The sequence below is a fragment of the Mesorhizobium ciceri WSM4083 genome (genome assembly GCF_000519305.1).
GTDB classification, from domain to species: Bacteria; Pseudomonadota; Alphaproteobacteria; order Rhizobiales; family Rhizobiaceae; genus Mesorhizobium; species Mesorhizobium ciceri_B.
This window is the reverse complement of sequence record NZ_JAFG01000003.1, coordinates 887,336-911,179: the sequence shown is the minus strand read 5'-3', so window position 1 is coordinate 911,179 and position 23,844 is coordinate 887,336. Positions and strand designations below refer to the sequence as shown.

Annotated in this window: 18 protein-coding genes and 1 pseudogene; 1 reads left to right on the top strand and 18 read right to left on the bottom strand. The window is 62.2% G+C overall.

Annotated elements, in window-relative coordinates:
* The 17 genes from MESCI2_RS0104575 to tssA are packed head-to-tail and all read right to left on the bottom strand — an operon-like array spanning position 1 to position 20,064.
* The gene (locus MESCI2_RS0104575; RefSeq protein ID WP_155936575.1) at positions 1-1,023 is read right to left on the bottom strand and encodes a hypothetical protein; all 1,023 of its coding nucleotides are present in this window, start codon (positions 1,021-1,023) and stop codon (positions 1-3) included.
* Positions 924-1,871, bottom strand: a complete 948-nt coding sequence (locus MESCI2_RS0104570; RefSeq protein WP_027035528.1) for a DUF4150 domain-containing protein — start codon at positions 1,869-1,871, stop codon at positions 924-926. The genes MESCI2_RS0104575 and MESCI2_RS0104570 overlap by 100 nt, the downstream gene beginning before the upstream one ends.
* Positions 1,871-2,893 carry a 3-oxoacyl-ACP synthase gene (locus MESCI2_RS0104565; RefSeq protein ID WP_027035527.1) on the bottom strand — a complete coding sequence of 341 codons (1,023 nt, stop codon included), beginning with the start codon at positions 2,891-2,893 and terminating at the stop codon, positions 1,871-1,873. The genes MESCI2_RS0104570 and MESCI2_RS0104565 overlap by 1 nt, the downstream gene beginning before the upstream one ends.
* The gene (locus MESCI2_RS0104560) at positions 2,890-3,993 is read right to left on the bottom strand and encodes a DUF2169 family type VI secretion system accessory protein (protein WP_027035526.1); all 1,104 of its coding nucleotides are present in this window, start codon (positions 3,991-3,993) and stop codon (positions 2,890-2,892) included. Before MESCI2_RS0104560 ends, MESCI2_RS0104565 begins: the two co-directional genes overlap by 4 nt.
* Positions 3,993-4,535, bottom strand: coding sequence for a type VI secretion system-associated protein TagF (gene tagF, locus MESCI2_RS0104555; protein ID WP_027035525.1), 543 nt, complete (start codon positions 4,533-4,535; stop codon positions 3,993-3,995). Before tagF ends, MESCI2_RS0104560 begins: the two co-directional genes overlap by 1 nt.
* Positions 4,517-8,053, bottom strand: a complete 3,537-nt coding sequence (gene tssM, locus MESCI2_RS0104550) for a type VI secretion system membrane subunit TssM (RefSeq protein ID WP_027035524.1) — start codon at positions 8,051-8,053, stop codon at positions 4,517-4,519. The genes tagF and tssM overlap by 19 nt, the downstream gene beginning before the upstream one ends.
* Before the next feature lies 1 nt (position 8,054).
* The gene (gene icmH / locus MESCI2_RS0104545; RefSeq protein WP_027035523.1) at positions 8,055-9,377 is read right to left on the bottom strand and encodes a type IVB secretion system protein IcmH/DotU; all 1,323 of its coding nucleotides are present in this window, start codon (positions 9,375-9,377) and stop codon (positions 8,055-8,057) included.
* 4 nt (positions 9,378-9,381) lie between these two features.
* Complete coding sequence (gene tssK, locus MESCI2_RS0104540; RefSeq protein ID WP_027035522.1) at positions 9,382-10,716, bottom strand: type VI secretion system baseplate subunit TssK; 1,335 nt, start codon at positions 10,714-10,716, stop codon at positions 9,382-9,384.
* A gap of 39 nt (positions 10,717-10,755) precedes the next feature.
* Positions 10,756-11,208 (bottom strand): type VI secretion system lipoprotein TssJ, encoded by a 453-nt coding sequence (tssJ, locus tag MESCI2_RS0104535; protein WP_027035521.1) that lies wholly within the window; start codon positions 11,206-11,208, stop codon positions 10,756-10,758.
* 3 nt (positions 11,209-11,211) lie between these two features.
* Positions 11,212-12,684 carry a type VI secretion system-associated FHA domain protein TagH gene (tagH, locus tag MESCI2_RS0104530; protein WP_027035520.1) on the bottom strand — a complete coding sequence of 491 codons (1,473 nt, stop codon included), beginning with the start codon at positions 12,682-12,684 and terminating at the stop codon, positions 11,212-11,214.
* Entirely contained in the window at positions 12,681-13,748 is a 1,068-nt protein-coding gene (gene tssG, locus MESCI2_RS0104525; protein WP_027035519.1) for a type VI secretion system baseplate subunit TssG, read from the bottom strand. Before tssG ends, tagH begins: the two co-directional genes overlap by 4 nt.
* Entirely contained in the window at positions 13,712-15,586 is a 1,875-nt protein-coding gene (gene tssF, locus MESCI2_RS0104520; RefSeq protein WP_027035518.1) for a type VI secretion system baseplate subunit TssF, read from the bottom strand. Before tssF ends, tssG begins: the two co-directional genes overlap by 37 nt.
* A gap of 1 nt (position 15,587) precedes the next feature.
* Complete coding sequence (tssE, locus tag MESCI2_RS0104515; RefSeq protein ID WP_027035517.1) at positions 15,588-16,343, bottom strand: type VI secretion system baseplate subunit TssE; 756 nt, start codon at positions 16,341-16,343, stop codon at positions 15,588-15,590.
* Entirely contained in the window at positions 16,330-16,791 is a 462-nt protein-coding gene (locus MESCI2_RS0104510; protein ID WP_027035516.1) for a type VI secretion system tube protein Hcp, read from the bottom strand. The genes tssE and MESCI2_RS0104510 overlap by 14 nt, the downstream gene beginning before the upstream one ends.
* 45 nt (positions 16,792-16,836) lie before the next feature.
* Complete coding sequence (gene tssC / locus MESCI2_RS0104505) at positions 16,837-18,342, bottom strand: type VI secretion system contractile sheath large subunit (protein ID WP_027035515.1); 1,506 nt, start codon at positions 18,340-18,342, stop codon at positions 16,837-16,839.
* Between the two features lie 3 nt (positions 18,343-18,345).
* A complete protein-coding gene (gene tssB / locus MESCI2_RS0104500; RefSeq protein ID WP_027035514.1) occupies positions 18,346-18,885 on the bottom strand; it encodes a type VI secretion system contractile sheath small subunit in 540 nt (179 codons plus the stop codon).
* Positions 18,886-18,891: 6 nt separating this feature from the next.
* Positions 18,892-20,064, bottom strand: coding sequence for a type VI secretion system protein TssA (tssA, locus tag MESCI2_RS0104495; RefSeq protein ID WP_027035513.1), 1,173 nt, complete (start codon positions 20,062-20,064; stop codon positions 18,892-18,894).
* 308 nt (positions 20,065-20,372) lie between these two features.
* Here tssA and tssH point away from each other — a divergent pair, with 308 nt between their 5' ends.
* Positions 20,373-23,153, top strand: coding sequence for a type VI secretion system ATPase TssH (tssH, locus tag MESCI2_RS0104490; RefSeq protein ID WP_027035512.1), 2,781 nt, complete (start codon positions 20,373-20,375; stop codon positions 23,151-23,153).
* A 154-nt stretch (positions 23,154-23,307) separates the two neighbouring features.
* Here tssH and MESCI2_RS0104485 read toward each other — a convergent pair.
* Positions 23,308-23,835, bottom strand: a pseudogene (locus MESCI2_RS0104485) (IS66 family transposase zinc-finger binding domain-containing protein); the annotation flags it as partial.
* Positions 23,836-23,844: the final 9 nt, after the last annotated feature.

The window sequence follows — 23,844 nt, the reverse complement described above, 5'->3', positions numbered from 1 at the left end:
CTATCGGTAGTTGTTGATGTCGACCGTTCGAAGGAAGATATTGCCGTCATAGCCCATTTCGAAACCGGACCAGTCAGTGCCGTCGAACAGAAAGAACTCGTGCCAGCCTGCAACAACAAGAAATTCCTCGGTCGCGTTCATGGTAAAACCTTGTTCCGTTTCGAGCAGAGGCACGAGTTCGCGTCCCTTCTGCACCGAAACGCCGTAGCTCATGTCCGACCAGTAGCGTTTGCCGCGGAACTCGCAGATATCGTAATAGTCGACCTCGTCGGCCTTCAACGCAATCAGCTGGCTGTCACGCAATTCGTAGGCTGCCCCGTTCGCCCCGCCGAGATAGACCTCACCCTGAGGTCCGGCCAGGACGGCATTGAAATTCTCCTCGACGCCCACATCGATACGATTCCAGCGCCGTCCGTCGAGTCTCAGCAGAAGCCCGCGGTCGCCGGCGCAATAGACCGGACTTCCGTCACGACCGTGGATATCGTTGAGCACGGCTTCGTCGAAGGTCTCCAACTGCCCCCATTGGCCCCGCTCACGCAGATAGCTGACGCCAAGATCTCCGATCGCAAAGATCCGGTCGCGCGATGGGGCCCACAGGCGCGTCAGTGCGCCTTCGGGCAGTTCCGTGCGTGATGCCGAACCAGGCGGAAGGTCGTGGATGATCCCTCCAAGCTCAAGCGCAACATGGTCTTGCGGCCCAAAACTGACATGGGACCGGATCGCGTCCTCGATCTGAAGCCGTGCATTGAAACGAATGGTCGCCCCAAGCTCAATTTCCAGGAGATAGGACCGGCTGAATTCGTCATCGGGATCGCTCAGTTCGAAACTGGCGCTGAAGCGATTGCCGCCGTGATGATATCCGTCCACGGCCTGGACATCGATTTCCTCTGGGTCAAAGTCGGCGATCGTTTCGGGCTCACGCATCACTTCTTCCTTATCGGTTTTGCCAGTATCTGGGCGGGGGTCGGTTTCGGGGCTCTGGCGCAATCGATGAGGTAGTCGATGAGCACGAGCTTCAGGCATTCGAGCGCGTCGTCCTTCTCCTTTTTGGTGCAGCTCTGCAGCTTCTCGTGATGGTCGCCGACAGCCTGCTGCACCTCCTTGATCGCATCGCCTAAGGTCGGACTGCGCTTCTTCTTCAGGAAATCGCGGACTTTCTTTGTCTTTTTGTTGTGCGGCGAGCCGCGTTTTGACCCAGAACCGGATTTGCGGTATCCGGTCTTGGTTTTCTTGTAGGACTCCATGCAAATGCAGGGCGCGGTGTTGACGTCGTAATTTCCCCAGCCGGAATAGTTATCGCCGCCGCGACTCCTCTGGAACATCTGATTTTCAAAGCAGTGCTCGGATTCCGTCGGGTGCGCACAATCGGAATCCTTGTGTTGATGCACATATATACCCACGTTATTTAAAATCGTTGCACAGTCCTGCCCACTGACAGTTATGGCGGCCGTGTGCGGCCATGTAACCGTATTGCCAGTCGGCGATGCATGGTTGTTTGTGGCAAGATCTGTCATACGTATGACGGGTTCGCCATCAAACTTCACATCGTTAGACCATGAGTTGAAATACCCCTTTCCCGTATTTTTCGATGTGATGACACCTTTCTTTGCGGCACAGCCAGCCTCCGTCCCAGACGTTCTGGACAGGTCGGATTTGTTCTTGATGTTGACGGTCTTGCCGCCGATCTTGACGGTGCCGGTCCCTTGCTCTGTGTCGCTGCCCAATCCGAAACTAGGGTAGGGGATGGGCACGCCGGGCGGCGTTGCGGGGTTTTCCGGAGGTGTAAAGCAAACATCCGGGAATGCGGCGATGGTCTGGGCGTTCACGGCTTTGCCGGAAATTTCCAGGCCGTTGGCAAACACCCCGCCCATTACGCGGCCCTCGATGCCACGATAGCTGCGCCGCAGGCGCCGGCATCGTTCGATGCCTCGATCAAAACCGGATTTCCGGCAGCGTAGCCCTTGCGTGCCGCGGTGAAAGCCATGCCAAGCATGAGTGGAACCACGGCAGCTCCGACATTGCCGAGGGACTCGCCTGGCGACCAGATGTCTTGAAACTCATGCCTTCCTCGCAGCAAGCGCAGGCTGGCAAGAGCGCTTTGCTTGAACCAGTACTGTTCTCCTACGAGGTCAGCGATCCGGTACCCGAGCCGGTTCATTTCGATACCGGTTTCTTCGAATGCCGCGCGATAAGCAGCCGTCATGCCGTCACCGCGCAAAGGCAAATCTTTAGTGTTGTAGATCGATGCATTTTCGCGAGAGAGCCCAAGCCCAAATAGCCGAAGACCGCCCTGTCGACCCTGGGTGCAAATGATCGCCGCCGCCGCCTCCCCAGGTATGAACCCGTTCGGATTTTGCGGCGTAAGGAGACGATTGCAGGAGATATAGTGCGTGACTGTCTGGCTTTTCAGATAACTATCGACGCCGGCAATCATCACAAAGGGCACCTCGCCTGATGCCAGCAACCGGCGAGCATGTTCCAATGCGACAACGCCTGCAGGTCGTCCGTGCGCTATTATTCTGGAGCGTGCATGCGGTTCGACCTCAACAATTTCTTCAACGCTCCTAAGCAAAGCGGAATTGTCGCTGACAGGCCGGCCGGGCCGCTCTTCCTCGGGAAGGCATAAGATCAGTGCCGTTTGGCCGCGTGCTTCCGGCACGCTTTCGAACGCTTCGCAAATAGCACCAGCCGCCAGATGCGCCATGCGCCTGTCACCAATCCAATTGCGCGGTAACGCGATTGGCGCACCGGTTAGCCACTCGCCGGCGGAGCCCCGAAGTCGCGTTTGCTGGAAACCGTCGAGTCTTGCACGCATTGCCGCGCAAGCTGACGGCGCGTCGAGGCCGACAGCCGTAACCATGCCTATCGACACGATGTCGAGTTGCGCACTCATGCGTCTTCATTCTCTCGTGCGGGCGTGATGTGGCCAACACGAACATATTGTTTTCCCTTGAGCCTCGCTCTCAGCATGGCCGGTGTTGGCGGACCTACCCAGCACTCCGAGAAATCGAGGATCGTCTTGTGAATGCGCTGCGAGAGGCGCCAGACGAGCGAGAAGCGGCGTCTTTCTGGGTCGAGCAGAACGGTGTCTGGAAATATGTCGGCCTCATAGGCCTTTTGCCTGCCTTTGAACAACGTCATCGGCAATGCTACCGACGGTAGGCGAAAGCTCACTCGCCCTTCGGGAGCCAGGTTCACAAGCACCACCTCTTCGCCGCCTCGCGGATTGTCGATCTGCTGGTCAGGCGGCGCCATCTGGAAATAGCGCTCGTCGAAATCCGGCGGCAGGAACGGAAAGATGTTCTTGGCCCAATTGTCGTCGTAAGTGCCGCCATACTCGATCCGGCCCGGCCATCCGCGGCCCATCGGGCCAAAGCTCATCGGTTTGTAATCACCGAAGGGAGAGCGGATGTCTTCGTCGACAGCTTGCGTGTTCGGTAGCCGCAGGCCGGGGACGAGGCGCTGGTTCCTGGTTCGGGACCAGCCGGTTCCGACCGGGTTGTATTTGTAGCTGGCGGGAAGCTTGTCCTCCGGGTTCAACCTGTCGACGCCGCCCCAGGCAACGTCGTAGGAAATGGGCAGTTTCAGGAAGGGTTGCGGCGATGTGGCGGTAAAAACCGGCCCGATCGAGCGCCATTCGCGGTGGCCGACAACCTCGAACAGTTTTGACCAATTACCAACCTTGATGCCGACCGGCACGCGCTCTGCCGGGCGCCCGCCCGGCGCATAGGCGCAGCCATTGGCGATCACGTCGCAGCGTGGTTTGCGGAAGGCGAAGTCGGTCTCCCAGAGCGTGGCCGAGTAGCCGGCCACGCCGGTCTGTGTGTCGGCCATCACCAGGGGCACCTGTTCCGCTGATTTTCGCACCAGTCCGCCCGGCTCGGCGGGGAAGTCGAACGTGCCTTTGGCGACCACGACAATCCACTCATGGCCGGCCTTGTCCATGCCCATGGTGAATTGGTGCGGATACCCTATCTGGTTCAAGATCCGCATCAGTTGGTCTCCCAGCTGGCGGCGAGAATCTGCTCCAGCGTCGCTTGCGGCGATTGCGGATCGATGTCGAAAATGTCCGAACGGGCGGTCCACATCACCATACCGCTGATGACCTTGTCGTCGGCCTCGACAGGAGGCACCGGCAGTCCGCTCAATACTGTATCCAGTTCGTCCGGCGTCAGCTCGCCGTGCTGGGCGGCGATGGCCGCTTCTTCGATCTCGGCAAACCACGCCTCGGCGTTAGCCAGCCGAACCGGGGCTTCAGCAAGCTGCGCGACGACGCTCAAAGGGAATTGCCTGCCGACCCTGTCGGCGCTCTGCACAATGATGCCCGCCGATGCCCCCAAGCAAGCCGGGCCAGCCAGGAAGCGCAGCGCGGTTGTGCTCGGCCAAAATTCCGAGCCGAACAGCGGGACGAGATGCTGCGCCAGCCAACGGTCCCAGCCGCGAACAAAGTCGCCCGGCAGCCGCCGTGTCACGAAATCTCCGGTGGCGGGCATTTTGCCGTAAAAGCCAGGCAGCTTCATATCTGCGGCGGACATGAGAATTTCTTGAACATTTGCAGGTTGTAGGGATTTTCGACGCTGGCGGCCTTGAGCTCGAAATCGGCGTACATGCCTTTCGTCCCCAGGCGCAGGCTGTAGACATCCGGCAGCGAAGTGCCGGTGAATCGGCCGCTGCGCAACATCCTCAGCCACGCCCAGCTGCCGGTCTCGTTGAGCATGATTTCGGGCGAACCATCGATGGGCTGGAAGGCGAGCGAGATGACCCCGGTGCCGTCCTTGCCGGGCCAGGTCATCGGTTGCGGCCGCGTCGCGTTGTTGAAGTAGACGAGGGTCTGGCCATCGAGATTGAGCGTCACACGCGTAACGTTTGGAGACAGGTCTTTCGGTTCGAGCGTGAAGCTCATCACCGGTCCTGTACCGCCGGGAAAGAGATCGTCGCGTATCCGCCTGGCCTGCTCGAAAGCCGCCAGCGCCGAAGGGTCGAGGCCGAAATCGGCACGCCATTTCCACGGCTGGCTGGCGGTGTCGACATAGCTGATCAAATGGTCATTGGTGAACGCGTCGATCAGGCCCGCCGGCCCGAACAGGCGGGCGAAGTCGCGGACATTGACGTCCACCGCGCTTTCGGGACTGAACGGATAGCGGTCGTTGAGCGCCGCCTGGCAGAAGGGCAGGATGTCGGCGCGCCAGATGGCGTTGAGCTCCGAGGTGACCGCCTTTTGCGTCAACCCGCTGGTGTCGCCGGCGACACCGCCGAGCCAGTCGTCGACCGGGTCGGGCAGGATTTGCGCTTGCCTTGCGACCGCCCCCGTCAGTTCGGCGAGGCCGCCTTGCTTCTTGATGGCATCCTGGGGATCGGGATTGGCCGTGACCGTCTGCAAAACGTTGGACAGCGCCGTCAGAGCCACCACCGCGGCGTCGAGTGCTGGCGGCTGGCCGTCGACCTCGGCAATAGCACCTTTGAGCGGCTTGAAGTGTTCGGCCACCAGGTTGCCGGTAAGATCCACCTCGTCCGCTGAGCCCGCGCGTGGAAGCAGCTTTGCCCCCGTTTTGACTATCTTGCCGAGCTTGCCGAGTTTGCCGAGCAGTTTCGAGCCGCCCTTGGCCGCCGCCTTGTCGTCGGCCGGCACTTCATCGGAGCGGGTAAGCTCGGTCTCCTGAACGACCGCCGTGAGCAGGCGTTTCAGCGCTGAATCGGCGCTGGAAAGATCCTTCAGATTCTCACTGGCGACATTGAGGTCGCTCAACGGCGCCAGCCTCATATCGCGCAGGAAGCTGTCCCACTGTGCGATATAGTCGTCGTAGTAGAGCTTCAGGATGTCCTCGGACAGCGCCGACACGGACGTTTCGGAGTTCTCGGAGCAGCCCCCGGCGAAGACCGCCCGATCCAGCGCCGCTTGTGCTGCCACATCCTCGATCCGGTCGAGAACGGCGTCATGGAAGCCTGCATAGGTGAATGCTCCCGAAATGCCGACGCGAAGCGTCTTGTCGGAGCGACGCGCAAAAACCTTGGCGCCGTTGGGACCGGCGAAATTCGCCGGAATCCATTCTTTGAGCCCGGCCACTACCGGATCGGCCAGCAATTGCTTGTAGGCACGCGCCGGCAATGAAATCGTGCATACCGTTTTCAGCGCTTCGGCAACCAGCGCCTGGTCGGGCTCGATATAGCTTTCGTCGACCGTCATCCGGCGGATGGCCGCAAGCTGATGCTCTTCGGCATCGGCGGTTGGAAATGGTGCTGCGGCCGCGAATTCGGGAAGGCTGTTGACCCACCAGTTCTGGGTGTAGTCGGGATCCATCTGCGACAGACCCGTCATCATACGATAGGTCTTGAGAGCGCCGAGCATGAAATCCGGATCGCGGATCTGCCGCCACATGGTGGCCTCGAGAAGGGCCACCATGTGCGGCTCAAGCACGTTGCGCAAGGCGTGATCGTAGGTGTCGGTCTGAGCCCGCACCAGTTCCGCCGAGGCCGATGGCCCTAGCAGATCCTGGACAGCGGCCGGCGGTGCTGTCCGGGCATTTGAGACCGCGTCCATTGCCTCGAGCGCGCCGTCGATGGCAGGCTGCTGCACCGATGCCGGGTTTGCGGCAGCTGAGGTCAACGGCGTCTGCAGCGCTTCGAACTGGCTTGCCTGGGCCGAGATCGCACTGCGGTTGTCGTAGTAGGACCAGGCAAACACCGCACTGGCCAGCAAGCCCGCTGTGGCACAGGCAGCCGCCGCGCCCCGCCAGATCCAGGCGCGGCGGCGTTGCGCCAGCGGGTCGAACGTACCCAGGCCTGCTTCCTTGAAGATGACTTCGGTGAGCAGGTTCTTCAGGAAGAAGCTGCGTTTCTCGACCCTTGGTGCGGGCAGGACCCGCCGTGGCGGAAGACCGAAAGACGACGACAGCGCCGCGGTCAGTCGGTCGATAGGCGCCCCTTCCTGAGTTGCCGACGTCAGGTAGAGGCCGCGCAGCCATGCAGCCTCTTCATACCGGCTTTCGCCGAACATCGCCTCGACCAGCACCTGGATCGGTTCGGATAGGCTTGCGAGTTGGGCAGGAAACCGGAAGATCTCTGCACGGGCGGCGAGTTTTTCCTCATCCTCCAGGCGCGGCACCAGCCGCCGCTCCAGTTCCGTCGCCAGCGTCGAAATTTCGCGTTCGATGGTCTTGGCATCCACGCGCGCATCCAGCGCGAAGGTCGTTCCCCACACCTGCTCGCGCGAGGCGGTGGACAAGCCGCCGAAGAAAGGTTCGAAACCCTTGATCAGATCGGCCTTGGTCAGCATCAGATAGACCGGAAGGCGGATTTCGAGCCGGTCGTTGAGCTCGGCCAACCGGCGGCGGATCTTGCGGCCGTGCGCCTTGATGGCTTCGTCGCCCTCCGAAAGCACATCGATCGACAGCGCGACGATCACGCCGTTGAGGGCGCGGCGGCCGCGATGCTTTTTCAAAAGATCGAGGAAGCCAAGCCATTCCGCCGCGTCGACGTCGGGCTGGCTCTCCTGCTGGACATAGCGGCCGGCAGTGTCGATCAGAACCGCGTTCTCGGAAAAGAACCAGTCGCAGTTGCGCGTGCCGCCGACCCCTTGCAGGTCGTCGGTGAGATCGATCGGAAAATTCAGTCCGGACTGCCGCAGAGCCGTGGTCTTGCCGGTCGCCGGCGGCCCGACGATTACATACCATGGCATGTCGCGCAGAAACTTGCGGCCGCCCAGCTTGCGGCGCTTCAGTTCGGCCATCACCTCGGCGAACTTGGCACCCACGGCAGCGACGTTCTCTTCGCCGGGGCTCAGCGGCTTTTCCACCGCGGGCGCGGCAATCTCGGCGACGAACATGCGGTTGGCGCGGATCGCCTGGCGCTGGGCGACGATCAGCCAGATCAGCCAGAAGATGACCAGCAGCGCGATGATGACGATGCGCACATTTTCAGAGGCGAACGGTTCGTAGGGACCGACCCTGACGATCGGACCGAACACCCAGATGACCAGGGAAAGCAGCGTGATGCCGATCAGCGTCCACAGCCAGCGCGATGTCAGAACTGCCCAGAGGAAGCGCAGGATGAACATCTCACAGCCTCTTTTCGACAAGCACCTCGACGCGGCGGTTCAAGGCTCGCCCCTGGCGCGTGCTGTCGCTGGCCACTGGATCGGTGGCGGCGCGGCCCTCGGAATGGACGCGGTCCCGTGGCACTCCGTTCTGGACCAGCATGTCGGCGATCGTCTGGGCGCGACCCTCGGACAGCCGCTGGTTGGTCGACAGTGGATTGGTCTTCTGCAGAGGAACGCTGTCCGTATGACCGATCACCGTGATGTTTCCGATCAGCTCTTGATTGGCAAGGATCACCTTGGCGATCGAACCGATCAGAGGCTCGAAGCCTTCGGTCAGTTGTGGCCGCGACGACTGGAACAGTTCGGGGTTGGAGGCCTGGATGATCAGCTTGGCCAGCGAGACGCTCTCGGTGCCGCTGAAGGCGGATCTGAGGTCGGCCGGTGCACCGGCCTGAAATTCCGGCAACAGCGCAAAATCCACTTTCTCCGGCGGCGGGGCCTCGACCTTGGGCGACGTACGGCTGATGTCGCCGCGTGCAGGCGGCGGCAAGGTGCGCACAAGTGCGGAAAGCTCGACCGCCTGGCTGCTCAGTCCCATCGAGAGCCCGATATGGATCGCTGTGGCAACAACCGCCGCACCGAGCGCCATGACCCAGATCGGAACGATGAAGCGCTGCGGCTCGTCGGATGCGATCACGCCCTTCCAGTTTGGCGACAGTGGCGCGCCTTCAGCGTCGGCATCGCGCAGGAAGCGTGCCGCCGCCACGCGAACGGCATTGAGCGAACGGTCGCCTGACCGCCCAGGCACGCGATATTTGCCGCGAAAGCCGAGCGCCATGCAGTCATATTGCAGTTCCAGCAATTCGCGATCACGGTTGGGATGGCGTTCCAGTTCGTCGAGACGCGTGAAGAATTGCGTGCCGGCATCGACGTCGCCGCGCAGCATGACCACGATCGGCTGCCGCGGCCAGGCGCTGGCCCCGCCCCATGGCGTATTCAAAGCCAGATCGTCGAGCAACGCAGCCACGATCCAAGCTGCCTGGTCGGCCCTCTCCATTGAGGATCCCGTCGACATTGCCATGTCGCGTGCCCGAACCAGTTCTTCGAGCAGCCGGGTGCGCAGCGCTTCCGGATTCTCCGGCGGCAGCGCACTCTCCAACTCGGGAGCGAACTCGAGCAAGGGTGCGAATGCGTTGACAAGCGCGTTCGGGTGGGTGCGAGACCGCTTTACCACCGCCCCCGGCAACAGCGGCGCCATCGGTCGCGGCATCGGCGCGCCGGTCAGTCGTATGCGGGTGCGTTCGCGATCATCCGACAGTCCGAACGGATCATCGCGGCTCATGATCTCACCTGTTCACCGAATAGCAGTCCACCTGCGGCTCGCTGGGCAACACGCCCGAAACGCCGATGACAAAGCCGGGAGCATCGAGCAGCGAGGCCCAATGCTCGCTTTTCTGGTCCAGTTCGAGGCACAGCCGATCGCCATCGTAAGGGATCTCGCGCGGCTGGGAATGGAGCGGTTTCAGCGGAATGCCGGGCAAACGCGATTTCCACAGGCCCTCGAACTGATCGGCCGAGCCGACAGTCGCCTGATTGACGAAGATCTTGCGCAGCGCGTCCTCCGACAGCTCCGAACCGACCCGGATAACGATCCGGCTGGCCACCAGCAGCTTCGGGTTGTCGATGCGGATTTTCCAGACATTGGTCGAATGCCGCATGACAGGCAGCGCACGCGATTTAGGCTCGATGTAACGCAGGCTGAGGATGAGCGAGCGCAGCGCATCCGCCAGCGCCGAATAGGCGGGGCCTGGCGCCATGTGATCGTATGCGGGTAATTCGCCCAGCCGCCGCGCGCTCGATCCGTAGGTCGCCATCGACCCGGCGAGCCCGGCAAGTTCCAGGTAAAGCTCGGCCGGATGGAAGACATCCTGCGCCAGCATGTGGGCGAGCCGCGGACGCGCCGCATTGGCGAGATTGAGCATCAGCAGATCTTCGACGCTGCGCCCAGGCCCGCCCATGACCATCTTGCCATGCGCCTCGGCGATCTGGTCGAGGCCTGTGACAACTTCCAGAAGCAATTGCCGATACCAGGCCACCGCGCCGGTAATCAGTGTCGGCGGCAGGAAGGTCTCGTCCACAGAGACGCCACCATCGGCCCGAACCCCCTTAAGGTCGGCTATCGGCAAGGCCGTGTAGCCACCGATCGACTTGCCGGGTGCAAGCAGCAGCGCCTGCGGACGTGCAATCTCGATTTCTTCAGGGTCTGAACCGCCCTGGACGGCGTCACGCACCGAAACGATCCGCCCGTGATAGCGTGCTCCCGAGGCAGCTGCGTGTGCCGGATCGAAGCCGACACCTCCCAAAGGCTCCAGAGGCAAGGCCACCAGCACCGGCCCGGCGCCCGTGTCTGGGGTGACCAGCAGTGGTCGCGGCGCGTCCATCATGTCTGGAATGGAGAAAGGTGTCCCGTCCGGAAAGATGCCCCGTGCGGACAGGATCGAGATCTGGCCGGCCTCCAGCAATGCCTGATCCAGCGTCAGTTGCTGAAAGCCGAACGTATGCAACTGCCCGGCCTGCAACGCGCCGCGCACCGTCGCCTCGAAAAAGCGATCCTGCTGCTGGAAATGCTGGGTCCGGAGAAACAGACCTTCGGACCACAACACTCTGTTTGCATCGCTCATGCCGCTACTCTCTGCATCGAGCTCCCCTTGCCCTGGCCGCTAAGCGGAAATGCCGCCGCTGCCAAGCGAGACGTTGACCGTAAATTGTGACCCCGCCGACACTGATTTGGTTGTCCGCCAGTTTCGGCCGCCGGGCTCGCGGATCAGTGCAACAAAGCCCAGCGCCGTCGCGTCCGGCTCGACCGTGATGGTCTTGGACGTGGTCTTTCCCGGCCCGACGGCGATCTGGTCGGATCCGATGAGGTCGCCTGCGAGTGCCGAACCGGCATCCCCCTGCAAGGCAAAGTAGTCGGCGGAATTGAATTTGCCGGTGCTGCGCAGCCGCATGACGAGGACCGTCACCGGCCGGTCGCCGCCGCCCGGTCCCGGGTTCATACCGGCCCCGCCGGTCAGTTTGACGGTGATCACCGATGGTTTCGGCGGCCCGCTCTGGCAAGCCGTAAGCAGCCCGGTTGCGCCCAGGGCGACAATGAATTCGCGTCGATCGATCATGTCTCACTCCTCCTCATATGCATTCCGAAAATCAGCGCCGATTTCGCCCAGAAAGCTTTTTTCCGCGCTCTCGGCGATTTCACGGTGGCGTTTCTGGTAAAGCTCCCACAGCTTGGCGCTGCGCCCGCCCGAAAGCAGCGTGCCGATCGCGGAATTCGATTTCAGCTCTTCCTCGATCGCTGTCGGGTCAAAACGGTCAATCATCCGCCGCAAGGCGCCCTGTACGCCGCGCCAGGCGCGCACGTGATGTTGCGCGAGATCGCGAACCGCGTCGGCGATTGCCGCTTCGCCGGCGAGAAATCCGGGGCTGCGCTCGGCGAGAAGCGTGACGATGGCGTCGTCGACCGTCGGCAGAAACTTGAGCGGATTGACTTCGGAAGCCCCAACCATGGTCTGGGCGACGCGAGCGTTTCCTTTTTCCTCGGCCCGTTTGCGCAGAAGCTGCATCAGGCCTTCCATCATCAACCGATATTCGCGGCCAAACTTCTCCATTTCCGCAATGCTGTCGCGCTCGGGGAAATCGGCTTTCTCGACACCCATGCCATGCAGGAATGCGGAGCGGAGCGCCATGTCCGCCAGTTGCGGCGCTGCCGGCAGGCGGGCGGGTTTGGCAGCAGCACCTGCCCGCGCCGGAGGCGGGACGTCAGCCGCTTGCGCGGGCAAATCCCAGGGATTGGCGGATTGTGGTCGTTGGGCGATGCGCTCGCGCTGTCCGGCCGAGCCGGTGCCGTTTGCCGAACCGGGCGCCGCGGCCGATGCGAAACCAAAATCATCCTTGAAATCGGACGGCTTTCCCTGAGCGGGTTCGGCTCCCCGGCTGGGAGACGGCACGGGGTCGAGGCCGAAGGGGTCCGCCTGGTTCGCCGCGCCGCCCGGTTCGCGGTAAGAGGCGGCATTTTTCGACACAGGCGTTGAAACCGGATCGAGGCTGAACGGGTCATCGAAACCAGGCGAACTGCGCTGGCCGGAGGTGGCACGCTCAAACGCGCCTGGAACCGGCCGTTCGAACGGGTCCGGCAAATCCGCCGGACGTGGCCGTCGCGGCTCTTCTTCGACCGTGGCGGAAAAGAAGTCGTCGTGGCCGATGCTCACCGGCGCCCGGGATGCCGGCGGCAGGCGTTCCGGAGCCGGCTGGCCGGCTGTGGGTGCTTGGGCGGTTGGCGTCTGCAGATCGACATAGACGACGTAGTCGCCCAGTCTTAGCCGCATACCGCTTTGAAGACGCGTCGACTTGCCGGCGCCGAGCGGGCTGTCAGAATCGTTTATGAACAATCCGCTGCTTGACGTATCGGTGACGAAATATCCATCTCGCCCGCCCGAGATCCTGCAATGAGCTCGCGAAACGAACATGTCAGGATCGTCGATCTGCCAGCCTGCGTCCGCGCTGCGGCCGATCACCAGTTCGCCTTCGTCCAGCCGGGTGTGCCGTACGGCCTGGGTGCGTGGCCCTTGCTCCAGCGTCAGCAGCAGGCTCATGCCGCGACCCCCGCCATTTCCGGCTGCCATCCGACGATTGTGCGCAGCCGCAGATCGTCAGCATCGCCCCTTTCAACAGGCCGCGCAAGCCAGGCAGTTCGGCCGAGCTGTACCGCTCCGAGACGGGGCGGCGGCACGGCTTCCCGCGCAAGCACGATGCGCAGATCGACGTCGAGCGATTCCCCGACCATGTCGCGAACGGCTTGCTTGAACAGTTTGAACCGCTGGCCACCGGGCAGGAACGCCTTGAAGTCCTCGTACCCCAGCGGGCCGACACGGAGCTCGATTCGGCTTTGGCGGTTGAAAACGCGCGGGCCGATCGTCGCTCCTCGGCCAAGCCCTGCATAGGCTTTTGCAAGACGGGTCTGGAGCTCGGTTGGGATGATTATCCAGGCGGCGATGAACTCCTTAATCTGAACCGGCACCTTGAACGCTTCCGCCAGGAACAGCGTCAGCCGTTCCGGGCCGTCGACCTGGCTGGCGAGCGAAGCCGCCTGGCGAAGCTTCACCGTATCGAGATCGGTGTTCTGGGTGCCCGGAAGTCCTATTCCCGCCATGGCTTCGAGCATGGCGCGAACGCGCCCGCCGACCGCGCGTTCGACCTGTACGGCCGGATGCGCATCCGCCCATGCCCGATAATACAGGGCGATCATGCGGTGCTGAAGAATGTTGACGAAGTCCACGAATGTCGTGTCGCTGGTTTGCTGGGCATCGGCGCCGGTGAACCAGCGCTGCGACAGGCGATCGAGCACCCAGCGTGTCAGATGCAGCGGCAGCGGACCTTCGGGTCCCATCAGGCCGAGATTTGCGACGGTGACCCTGGCCGGAGCCTTGTCCTTCGCGTCGTGGAATTCAACCACGTCCCTGGCCGAAAAGCTAAGACGCACATGCTGTCCGAGCCTTGCAGGCTCGAGCTCTGGCGAGCCGGAATAGCCGAACAGCCCGCCCCTCCGTTCGAGTCGGCGCAACAGTTCGAAGAAGTCGAACGTCCCGGACAGCGCCTCGGCATGGTTCGGGTCGACTGTGTCTAGATCAGGTAGCGATTGCCGGGCGTCATCGGCCATGGCACATCCTCCTGCTTCTGCAGCAGCCGCGTACGGGTTCGCACGAAGCCGTTTATTCCGGCATGCCGGGCAAACAGCCGTGCCAGCAGGGCCGAAAGCAGCAATGTGCTTTGCCCTGCCAGGACCGACTGGTCGACATGCAATGTTACTTCCGTGCCACGTCCAAAGCACATCGGGCCGTCGATCTGCAGCCGTTCGATGACCGACCGCGAGTCGATGCGAACGATCGAATGCACGTTGCGGGCAAGGCTCGGATCTCCCCGGTCGGCGTAAAGATCAAGCAGCGCATGCAGCGGATCGACGCCGCGGCCTTCCTTGGCAAGGCTGAGAAAATTGAGCGCCAGTTGCGCCACCAGCCGCCAAGCGAGATTGTCGGCGCGCGATTCGCCCGCCGCGCCCGAAGGCAGCGCCGCGGGGATGGCCGGGCGGGGCGGACGCAACGCGCCGAGAAGCCGCACCATTTCGACCGGGTCGCCGGCCTCCAGCGTCAAAGTGGGATTGTCATCGAGGATCGGCAGATCGCGGTTGGTGCAAAGCGCCACGATGTCGACACGCTTCAGCGACCGGTTCGCCTGGCTTTCCACCGGGCGTGAAATTGCCAGGAAAACATCGTCCCCTGCGTAGGAGGTGCGGGTCAGCCCGTCGCGCCGCTCGTCTTCCGTCGCGCGACGAGGACGCCGCTCGGTCGAGTAGACCCAGCCACTGCCACGGTTCTGACCCAGGCTGAAGAGCTCCGGAATTTCGGCTTCGCTGCCCCCGGTGTCGGCGTCCTCCACGCGGATGACCCGATAGATTTCGAAGTCACGCGCCCGCGTTCGGTCGGCATGCAGCACCTGGCGCGTCCTGCGCGGATCAAGCTCGATGACGTTGCATTCACGCTCGAAGAGATTGATGATCGGCGTTGCGAAAAGTTCGAAATCGGCCGGGGTCAAGTCGGCAAGCTCGGGCACTGGACGCCTGAACATAAAGATGATCTCGAGCCCGGCGGCGCATCGGCGCACGACGGGCTGCAGTCCGGAAACCCGCGCATAGTGAAAGCGCTCGGGCATCATGAAATATTCGCGCAGCAGACGGTACCCCTCGAATGTCGGACGGGTCCGAGGCATCAGGGCTTCGTCGTCGCTGATGCCGATCATTTCGGGTTCCGGCAAGGGCGATACGGGGTTGGTCTTGCCTTCCGCGCGTGCGCCAACGGCCGAACAAGCGCCGAAAATCGCGTCGAAAATCAACGGTGCCTTGGTGCGCCCGGAAAAATAGAGATCAAGCTTGTCGAGCGACAATTCGTCGAGCCTGCCTTTTCCGGTTCGGGCCAGCACGATGCGGAGCGCCGCCTCGCCGGCCACACCGCCGATCGGCCCTATGCCGGCCGCCGCCAGCGCGCTGCGATCTTGAAAATAGCTTACCGAAGTCACCGCTATCGGCCACAGCGTGACGTCCTGGGCGGTGGTGAAGGTGCAGCGCGTCGAAAGGCCGGGCTGCAGGCCGGAGACCAGCCGGGTGTTGCGCTTGACGACATGGCCGGCAACCATCGTCTGGACCTGCTGGCCGGGTTTCAGCACCACCATAGCCGTTGCCGGCGCCGGCGTGACCAGATCGGGATAGAGGACATCCAGCACGCTGCGTGAAAACCGCGAGCGCTCGGCATCGACTTTAAGCCGGGTGCGCGCCGCGAGAAAAGCGACGCCGTCAAGCAACCGCTCGACATACGGATCCGGACACGGCACCGTGTCGAGCGAGAGATTGCGCGCCACCGCCGGATGCAGGTCGGCAAATTCCGCCGCCAGCGCACGGATATGGGTCAGTTCCTCCTCGTAATATTCTACGAAGACCCGATCCATCTCAGGCCTCCCTAAATTCGGTCCGCGCCAAGCCGTTGTCGAGATTGATCGTGGTGCGCAGGCGCATGCGTTCCGGCGTTGGCGTCATGATCAGCACCGCGTCAATCTCGATCTTCAAACCCACGCTCTTGTCGCCAAGCGTCACCGTGACCTTCGTCGTACTTTCCTTGAGGCGTGGCTCGAAGGTAGCAAGCACCGAGCGGATCTCGCGGGCGAGCGCCTCGCGATCAAAATCGCGGGAGGAACGGCCCGAAAAGGAGGGCACGCCGTAGTTGATCACGCTTCGGCGCACCTCCGGGAAATCAGCGAGCGACGGCGGGTCGTCCGCTGCCTGCTCGCTTTCGAGATCGGAAAGAAGCGGAACAGCCTCGAAACGCTCGGTGTTGAACAGGGCCTCGATATCGCGCCGCACCGCCTCCCGGAGCACGCGGGCCGACACGACCACGCCGCGGCTTTCCATCTCCACGCGATGCTGGATCTGAAAGGCCAGGCGGTGCAGGCGCCGCTTCTGATCGGCCGTCAGCTCCGCATCGGCATCGATGAGCCGCGCGCTGCCCGCAACCAGACCCTCCAGCCGGTCCGCGCCGAGTTCGTCCTGCAAGGCCTGGCGCAGCCCGTCTATCTCGGAGGTCATGCCCGGCAGGTCGTTTACGAGGCGGTCCCAGAGAGAGGGCTGGACCGCTTCGCGTTTTGCTCGCGAACCACCGATAACCTGCAGCTTGTCCGCGTCGGGCCGCCGGCCCTCACTTGCCGACATAGACATCCATTTCGATTTCGTCATTGCCGTCATAGACGAACTTGATCTTCTTGTAGGCGAAGCTGACCTCTTCCTCGATCAGGTCTTCCTCATCCTCCGCCTGCGACAGGTCGTATTCCATGATCGAGGCGTCGGTGAGGGTGACGACCAGGTAATCATTCGTCTCGCCATCGATGGTCCGGCGAGCCGAGAACACCACTTCGTCCAGCGCCTTGTTCTCGAACAGTGCCTTCTTCAGATAGGGCGAGGACTTGTCGTAGTGCTTGGTGAACTTGATCATTCCCAAGGACACACGGCCGCGGCGCGAGAGCGAATTCGGATCGTATGGCGCGACTATCTTGTAATCGACCCCATGGATTTCGATTTCGTCCTCGTGGCCGTCACGAACGCTTGGGCCTTTGATATCCGGAACTTTTAGAAAGCCATCAATCTTCGTACCTGTGGGCATTGTCTTTCTCCACCGCTTTCAAAACCAAGATGGTGTTGCTGCAAGTCAAGTCTTCACGGACGGTAGTTCCGAGACCAGTCGGAGCGAGGCATTGATGCCCTCGAGCTGGTAATGCGGACGCAAATAGAAGCGGGCGTTGTAATAGCCCGGCCGCCCCTCAACGCTGTCCACCTGAACCTCGGCCGCGGCAAGCGGGCGCTTGGCGCGCGCCTTGTCGTCGGCGAAGGCCGGGTTGGCCAGCACATATCGGTTGATCCATTCGGTCAGCCAGATCTGCATGTCGGAGCGCTCTTTGAACGAGCCGACCTTGTCGCGCGCAATGGCCTTGAGGTAATGCGCAAAGCGCGAGACCGGGAAGAGATAGGGCAGGTTGGCGCTCAGCCGCTCATTGGACTGCGCGTCGGGGTCGACCAGCCGCCCCGCCCGCGTCTCGTCGTCCTGCAGTGAGTGTGCGCCGATGAAGGCCGCGAGATCGGTGTTCTTTCGATGCAGGATCGGCATCAGGCCTAGCTTGGCCAGTTCCGCTTCGCGCCGGTCGTCGATGGCGACTTCGGTCGGACATTTCATCGCGATCGACCCGTCATCGGTCGGGAAGCTGTGCACCGGCAGGTTGAGCACCGTGCCGCCATTCTCGACGCCGCGGATCTGCGTGCCCCAGCCATAGAGCTTGTGGCTGCGGTTTATGTTCACGCCCATAGGGAAGGCGGCGTTCATCCAGACATATTTGTTGTGATCGCCCTGCACCTCTTCCTCGAAGGTGAAGCCCTTCACCGGAACGGTATCCGTACCGTATGGCAGCCGCGCCAGAACACGCGGCATGGTCAGGCCGATATAGCGAGCGTCCTCGCTCTCGCGCAGCGACTGCCACGAGGCATAGGCCGGGTTGGAGACGATCTGCTGGAGATCTTGCGGGTTCGGCAATTCCTGCCAGCTGTCCATGCGGAACAGGCGCGGCGAGGCGGCTGCGATAAACGGCGTGTGTGCTGAAGCACAGATGCCGGAGATGTTACGCAACAAACCGACGTCGCGCGGGTGGTTCGAGAATTCGTAGGCGCCAATCACACAGCCGATCGGCTCGCCGCCAAGCATCGAATATTCGTCCGTATAGACTTTCTTGAAGATCGGGCTCTGATCCCACATCTGGCCTTCATAGTCTTCGAGCGTGTCGGCAAGTTGCTCCTTGGAGATGTTCATTACCCGGATCTTCAGCTTCTGATCCGTCTCGGTGTTGTTGATGAGATACCAGAGGCCGCGCCATGTGCCTTCCATCTCACGCACTTCGGGCGCGTGCAGGATCTCGTTGACCTGTGTCGTCAGCATCTTGTCGATGCCCGCGATCAGCGACTTGATCGACTTGATCGCATTGGAGGAGATGGTGGTGGTATCGGAACGGGACTGCGCCGCGAGTGCGAGATTGCGCACGAGTTGCTGCAGTTTCTCGCTGTCGTCCTTCTTGACCTTGAAATCCTTCTCGAGGAGCCCGCTGAATTCTCCAAGATCTATGGCTTCCGCCTCGGCGGCGACGGCGGCGGTCTTTTGCTGTTCGGCCATGATTTACTCCCCAACCTTGTCGTCGTCGGCCAGCGCCTGGCTGGCGATCTTGCCAAGAAGTGGTTCGTTGTTCAGAAGTTGCGCGATGCGTTTTTCGGCGTCGACGCGGCCATCCATGAAGCCAAGCAGCTCCTCGAGCTGGCGCCGCATCTTGAGGATCTCGGCCAGTTGCGGAACTTGCTCGGCAATCTTGTCCGGGGCGAAATCGCCCATTCTGGAAAATGTAAGGTCGAGCGCCAGTTCCTCGTCCCGCTCGGCGCCCTCAGCCTGAGGCAGCGTATTCTTCACGCGGGCTTTCACTCGTGGTCCGAGCGCCTCCATGAATTTGGGGAAGCGGTTCGCGTCGGTCTCGACAAAGGAACGGTCCAGCACCGACTTTGACGCTTCCTTGGTCTGCGAAGCACCGGAAAGGTCGGCCATCACGCCCATGACAAACGGCAATTCGATCGTCGTCGGGCTACCGTAGGTTTCCACGTCGTAGGCGATCTGCACCCGCGGTGCGCGATTTCGTTCGATGACCTTCGCTTTGCTTTCGGCTGGCATGTGCTGTTACCTTTCATCCTTCTGAGCCGTCTTCTTGACATCGGGAACACCGGCAAGGAGCCGGAATTCCTTCAGCCCCGACGGCGCGAGATCTTCCATCAGTTCAACGAAATCCATATGCACCATCCGGCGCACGCGCCGCGCTAGGTGCGGAATCGGGCTCGACGGTTCAGTGCGGTCATAAAAGGCGACGACGAGGTCGAGGCATTTCACCACGTCGTCGCGCGAGGAAATCCGGTCGGGAAGCCCCGTGCTCGAGTCCGCGTAGCTTGCCGCACTTGCCATAGTATCGGCTCCATGACCGTTTCGAGCAGGCGTTGCCGGCTCTGCCGGCGTGGGCGGCTTGGCCGCGCCATTCGCCAAGGCGCCGGCTGCCGAATTCCGTTCGAGGGTCGTCAGCAGACGCTGCAGAAACCGCTTCAATTCCGGAACAGGAGCGCCGCCGCCCTCGAGACGGGCGTTGAGAGCGGTCTCGACCGCATCAAGGGCTGCGATCGCTGCCCGGGCGTCGGCGACGAGCAAGACCATTTCTGCGTTGGCTTGATCCATCTGTGCCGCACATCCAGCACGCACCCGGTTCAACAATTGTCCGTGCGCACTGACCAGTGCGGCCTTTTCTGCCGCGTTCAATCCCGAGGCGGCTTCCTGGAGCATGACACGGTCGTCGAGCGCACACCTTTCCAGATCCTTGCCCTGGATCGGGCCGATCGCACGTGGCGCAAAGAACGTCATTTGCCGCAGGTTCGCCAACAACCCCTCCTGACCATTCTGGAGGTCGAGCAGCGCGTTGATACGGCGCAAGGCGGCATCGCGTGGCAAAGCATTGGGCCGCAGTGCCGGATGCATTGTTTCCCAATGCTGATCGAAGGTCTGCGCAATAAGGGCCAGCCCCTGCGCGAGCCCGGCCAGTCCTTCTTCATTGGCCAGCGCGCGCGTGACGACGACGAGCAGGCGCAGGTCCCGGCCATGCGCACGCAATTCCTCCGCCTTGGCGAGTACCGCGGGCCAGTCGACCGGAATGGTGCTTTGCGAGGCGGGTTTGTTCTGGCCGTCGTGGACGACCTTGATCTCGGGTTCCGTCAGGCGCTCCAGCTCATGAAAAGCCGGGTCGTTGCGCAAATCCTCCCCTGACGGATTTTCACCGTCGAGCGGAGCAAGCCAGAGTGCGACATCAATCACACCAACCCCCAGCGATCGGCCCTCAAACCGTACGTGACCCTACGGTATCACACGGTTGCACTTTACCACAATTCAAGCACTGCTCAAAAAATTAACGAAAGCTGACCAAGCCGCATCTTGGGTGCTGGAACCCTTGGCCAGATTGCTGACCCTGTATGCGAAATTACAACGAGGTGGACAATTGCGTGGTTGTTTGCATCTGATGGTGCGGCACTCTCCACAAGCGGAAGGGGCGCTGTTCATCACGCTTTGTCAAGTGACGGCTTATGTGGCAGGTTATCGACTGGCAGATTGCAGGAGCACGTTCGATGGAACAGCGCCGGTCATCGCAGACCTTCAAACGCAAGGAACTGGTCGGCAAGCTCAATCCTGTCGGTGTGCGCGCCTTCAAGGCTGCGGCCGACACCGCCAAACTGCGCGGCAATCCTTATGTCGAGCTCGTCCACTTCATCGAGCAACTGGTACTTTCCGACCGTTCGGATGTGCAAATGATAATCGCCGATGCGGGCCTTGATGCGAGCCGGCTCACCGCCGATATGACCCGCGCCGTCGACAAGCTGCCTTACGGCGCAACGTCGATTGAGGAATTTTCGGACCATATCTTCCATGCCATTCAGGAAGCCTGGAACCTGGCCACGCTGGAGTTCAGCGTCGAGGAAGTCCGCAGCGCCCACATTCTCCTTGCATGCCTGAAGACGCCGGTCCTGGAAGGCCTGCTGTCGAAGATCAGCGGCGAGTTTGACAAAATCGAGGCCGCCGCGGTCATCGCACGGTTCGCCGAGGTCATGGAGGGCTCGCTCGAAGCCGGCGCCTCGACCACGGTCTCCACCGCAGAGGCGCCGCGGCGGCCTCCGGGTGGGGATTCGGCGCTGGCGAAATACGCCACCGACCTGACCCAGCGCGCCCGCGAGGGCAAGATAGATCCGGTTGTCGGCCGCGATCCAGAGATCAGGCAGATCGTCGACATCCTGATGCGACGCCGGCAGAACAACCCGATCCTGACCGGTGAGGCCGGGGTCGGCAAGACCGCGGTCGTCGAGGGCTTTGCCTTGCGTATCGCTGCGGACGACGTGCCGCCGACACTGCGAGGGGTCAGTGTGCGCATGCTCGATGTCGGATTGATGCAGGCGGGTGCAAGCGTAAAGGGGGAGTTCGAAAAGCGGCTGAAGGCAGTCATCGATGAGGTGCAGTCTTCCGAAACGCCGGTCATCCTGTTCATCGATGAGGCTCACACCTTGATTGGCGCTGGCGGCGCGGCTGGAACAGGCGACGCGGCCAATCTGCTGAAGCCGGCGCTGGCGCGCGGCGAACTGCGCACGATCGCGGCAACGACCTGGGCCGAGTACAAGCAGCACATCGAGAAGGATCCGGCGCTGACCCGCCGTTTCCAGGTAGTCAAGATCGACGAGCCTTCCGAGGCGGTGGCCGTTCTCATGTTGCGCGGTATCGCCGGCGTTCTTGAACAGCACCACAAGGTGCAGATATTGGATGAGGCGATCGAGGCGGCGGTTGGTCTCTCGCATCGCTATATCCCGGCGCGGCAACTGCCGGACAAGGCGGTGAGCCTTCTCGACACCGCTTGCGCCCGTGTCGCCATATCGCAGCACGCCACGCCGGCGGAGGTAGAGGACATCATGCGCCGATGCCAGGCGCTGGAGGTCGAGCGCGGCATCATCGGTCGCGAGGCCGCGATCGGTATCGAGGTGAGCGACCGGCAGGCACGGGTCGACACCGGGTTAGCCGAAACCGAAGTCATGCTCGCCGCCGCACAGGAGCGTTGGGACGGGGAAAAGGCACTCGTTGCCGAAATACTCGAACTGCGCGCCAGGCTGCGCGGCGAAGGTGTGCCGCTCGATGCGGTGGAGACGCCGGATACCAATAGCGAAACAGCAGGCACGGAGTCGGTTGAGACTCCGCTGCCCAAGGTCGAAACGCCCAAGACCAAAACGACCAAAACCAATGTGGAGGCACCGGCGGCTGCCAATGCCCCTCCACCCGATCCGGCCGCCGATCTCACCCGGTTGCGCGAACTGATGGTCGAACTGGCCGAGGCGCAAGGCGAGACGCCGCTGATCCTGCCGTCGGTCGACCGCAACGCCGTGGCGGCGGTCGTTCAGGACTGGACCGGCATCCCGACGGGGCGGATGCTGTCGAGCCAGACCGAAAAAGCGCTGCGGCTGGCCAGCACTCTGTCCGAACGCGTGGTCGGCCAGGATCACGCCATGGAGATGATTGCCAAGCGTGTGCAGACCAGCCGCGCCGGGCTCGGCGCGCCGGAGAAGCCGGTGGGCGTGTTCCTGCTCTGCGGCCCCTCGGGCGTTGGCAAGACCGAAACCGCATTGGCCTTGGCGGAGACGCTCTACGGCGGCGAGCAGAACCTGATCTCGATCAACATGTCCGAGTTCCAGGAGGCGCACACGGTCTCTACCTTGAAGGGGGCGCCGCCCGGATATGTCGGCTACGGCAAGGGCGGCATCCTAACCGAGGCGGTCCGCCGCAAACCATATTCGGTGATCCTGCTCGACGAGGTCGAGAAGGCGCATCCTGACGTACACGAAATCTTCTTCCAGGTCTTCGACAAGGGGATGATGGACGATAGCGAGGGCCGGCGCATCGATTTCAAGAACACGCTGATCCTGCTCACCTCGAATGTCGGCTCCGAAGTCATCATGGATCGGACGAGGAATGGCACGCTGCGGGCAGGGCTCGACGATCTGGACACCGCGCTGCGCAGCCCGTTGCTGAAGGTCTTCCCTGCGGCCTTTCTTGGCCGGGTGGTGACCATTCCTTACTATCCGCTCTCGGATTCGATGATCGAAGCGATCACCCGTCACCAGTTTGCCAAGATCGCTCGCCGACTGCGTGCGACCAACGACGCAGAATTGGTGATCGGCGATGGCGTCATGGACCTAGTCAAGGCCCGCTGCACCGAGATCGAATCCGGCGGGCGGATGATCGATGCCATCCTGACAAACACGCTGCTCCCGGAATTGAGCCGCGGCGTGCTGAACCGCTCGCTCGAGGGCGAAAGCATGACAAGGGTAACCGTCGGCGCCTCCAAGGAGGGCTTCACCTATTCCTTCGAGTAGGGAAAGTTGATGACGGTTTGCTTCGGCTTCTTCGTGCATAGGCAAGCTGAGCCGACTAGCTGGGAGCGGCGGTGAATTCGTATGACGCAATCGATTAGAAGAATGACGGTATTCTTTTACCTGCCACGACACCGGATCTGCGAGTGGCTTTAGTCAGCAACGCCGGCGTCGCCAGACCGCCAGCGATCGGCCGCTCCGGCGCCGGTGCCTGCATCACCGTCTCGCAGACCCGGCAGGCATATTTTGGCCGCGTCGTCCTGATCACGCGAAGCTGCGCTGGAACCCAATCCAGCATCTCGCTGACGCTGTCGCCGATGGCATGCAGCGCGCCGCCGCAGCACGCACAGATCATGCTGTCGACATCGACCAGAACATCCTCACGCGGCAGATGATCGGGCAGCGGCTTGCGACGCGACGGCCGCTCGGTCGACGGCTTGCCGACGAACAGACGGCTCTCCTGGATGCGCGCTATGTCAGCGTCGAGTTCTTCCAACGCGAGTGCAAGCTGATCGGGATCGAGCCGCTCCCAGCTGCGGCCGAACTGCACCCGCTGGAGCTTTTCGATGATCGACTGAAGCCGCTCGATCTCTCCGTCGCGGCTCTCGACCGCAGCCGCCATGTCGCGCACGAGGCGTTGAAGAAGTGCTGGATCGGATGGCAGGTTTTGGAGATCGACCAACATGATCGATTC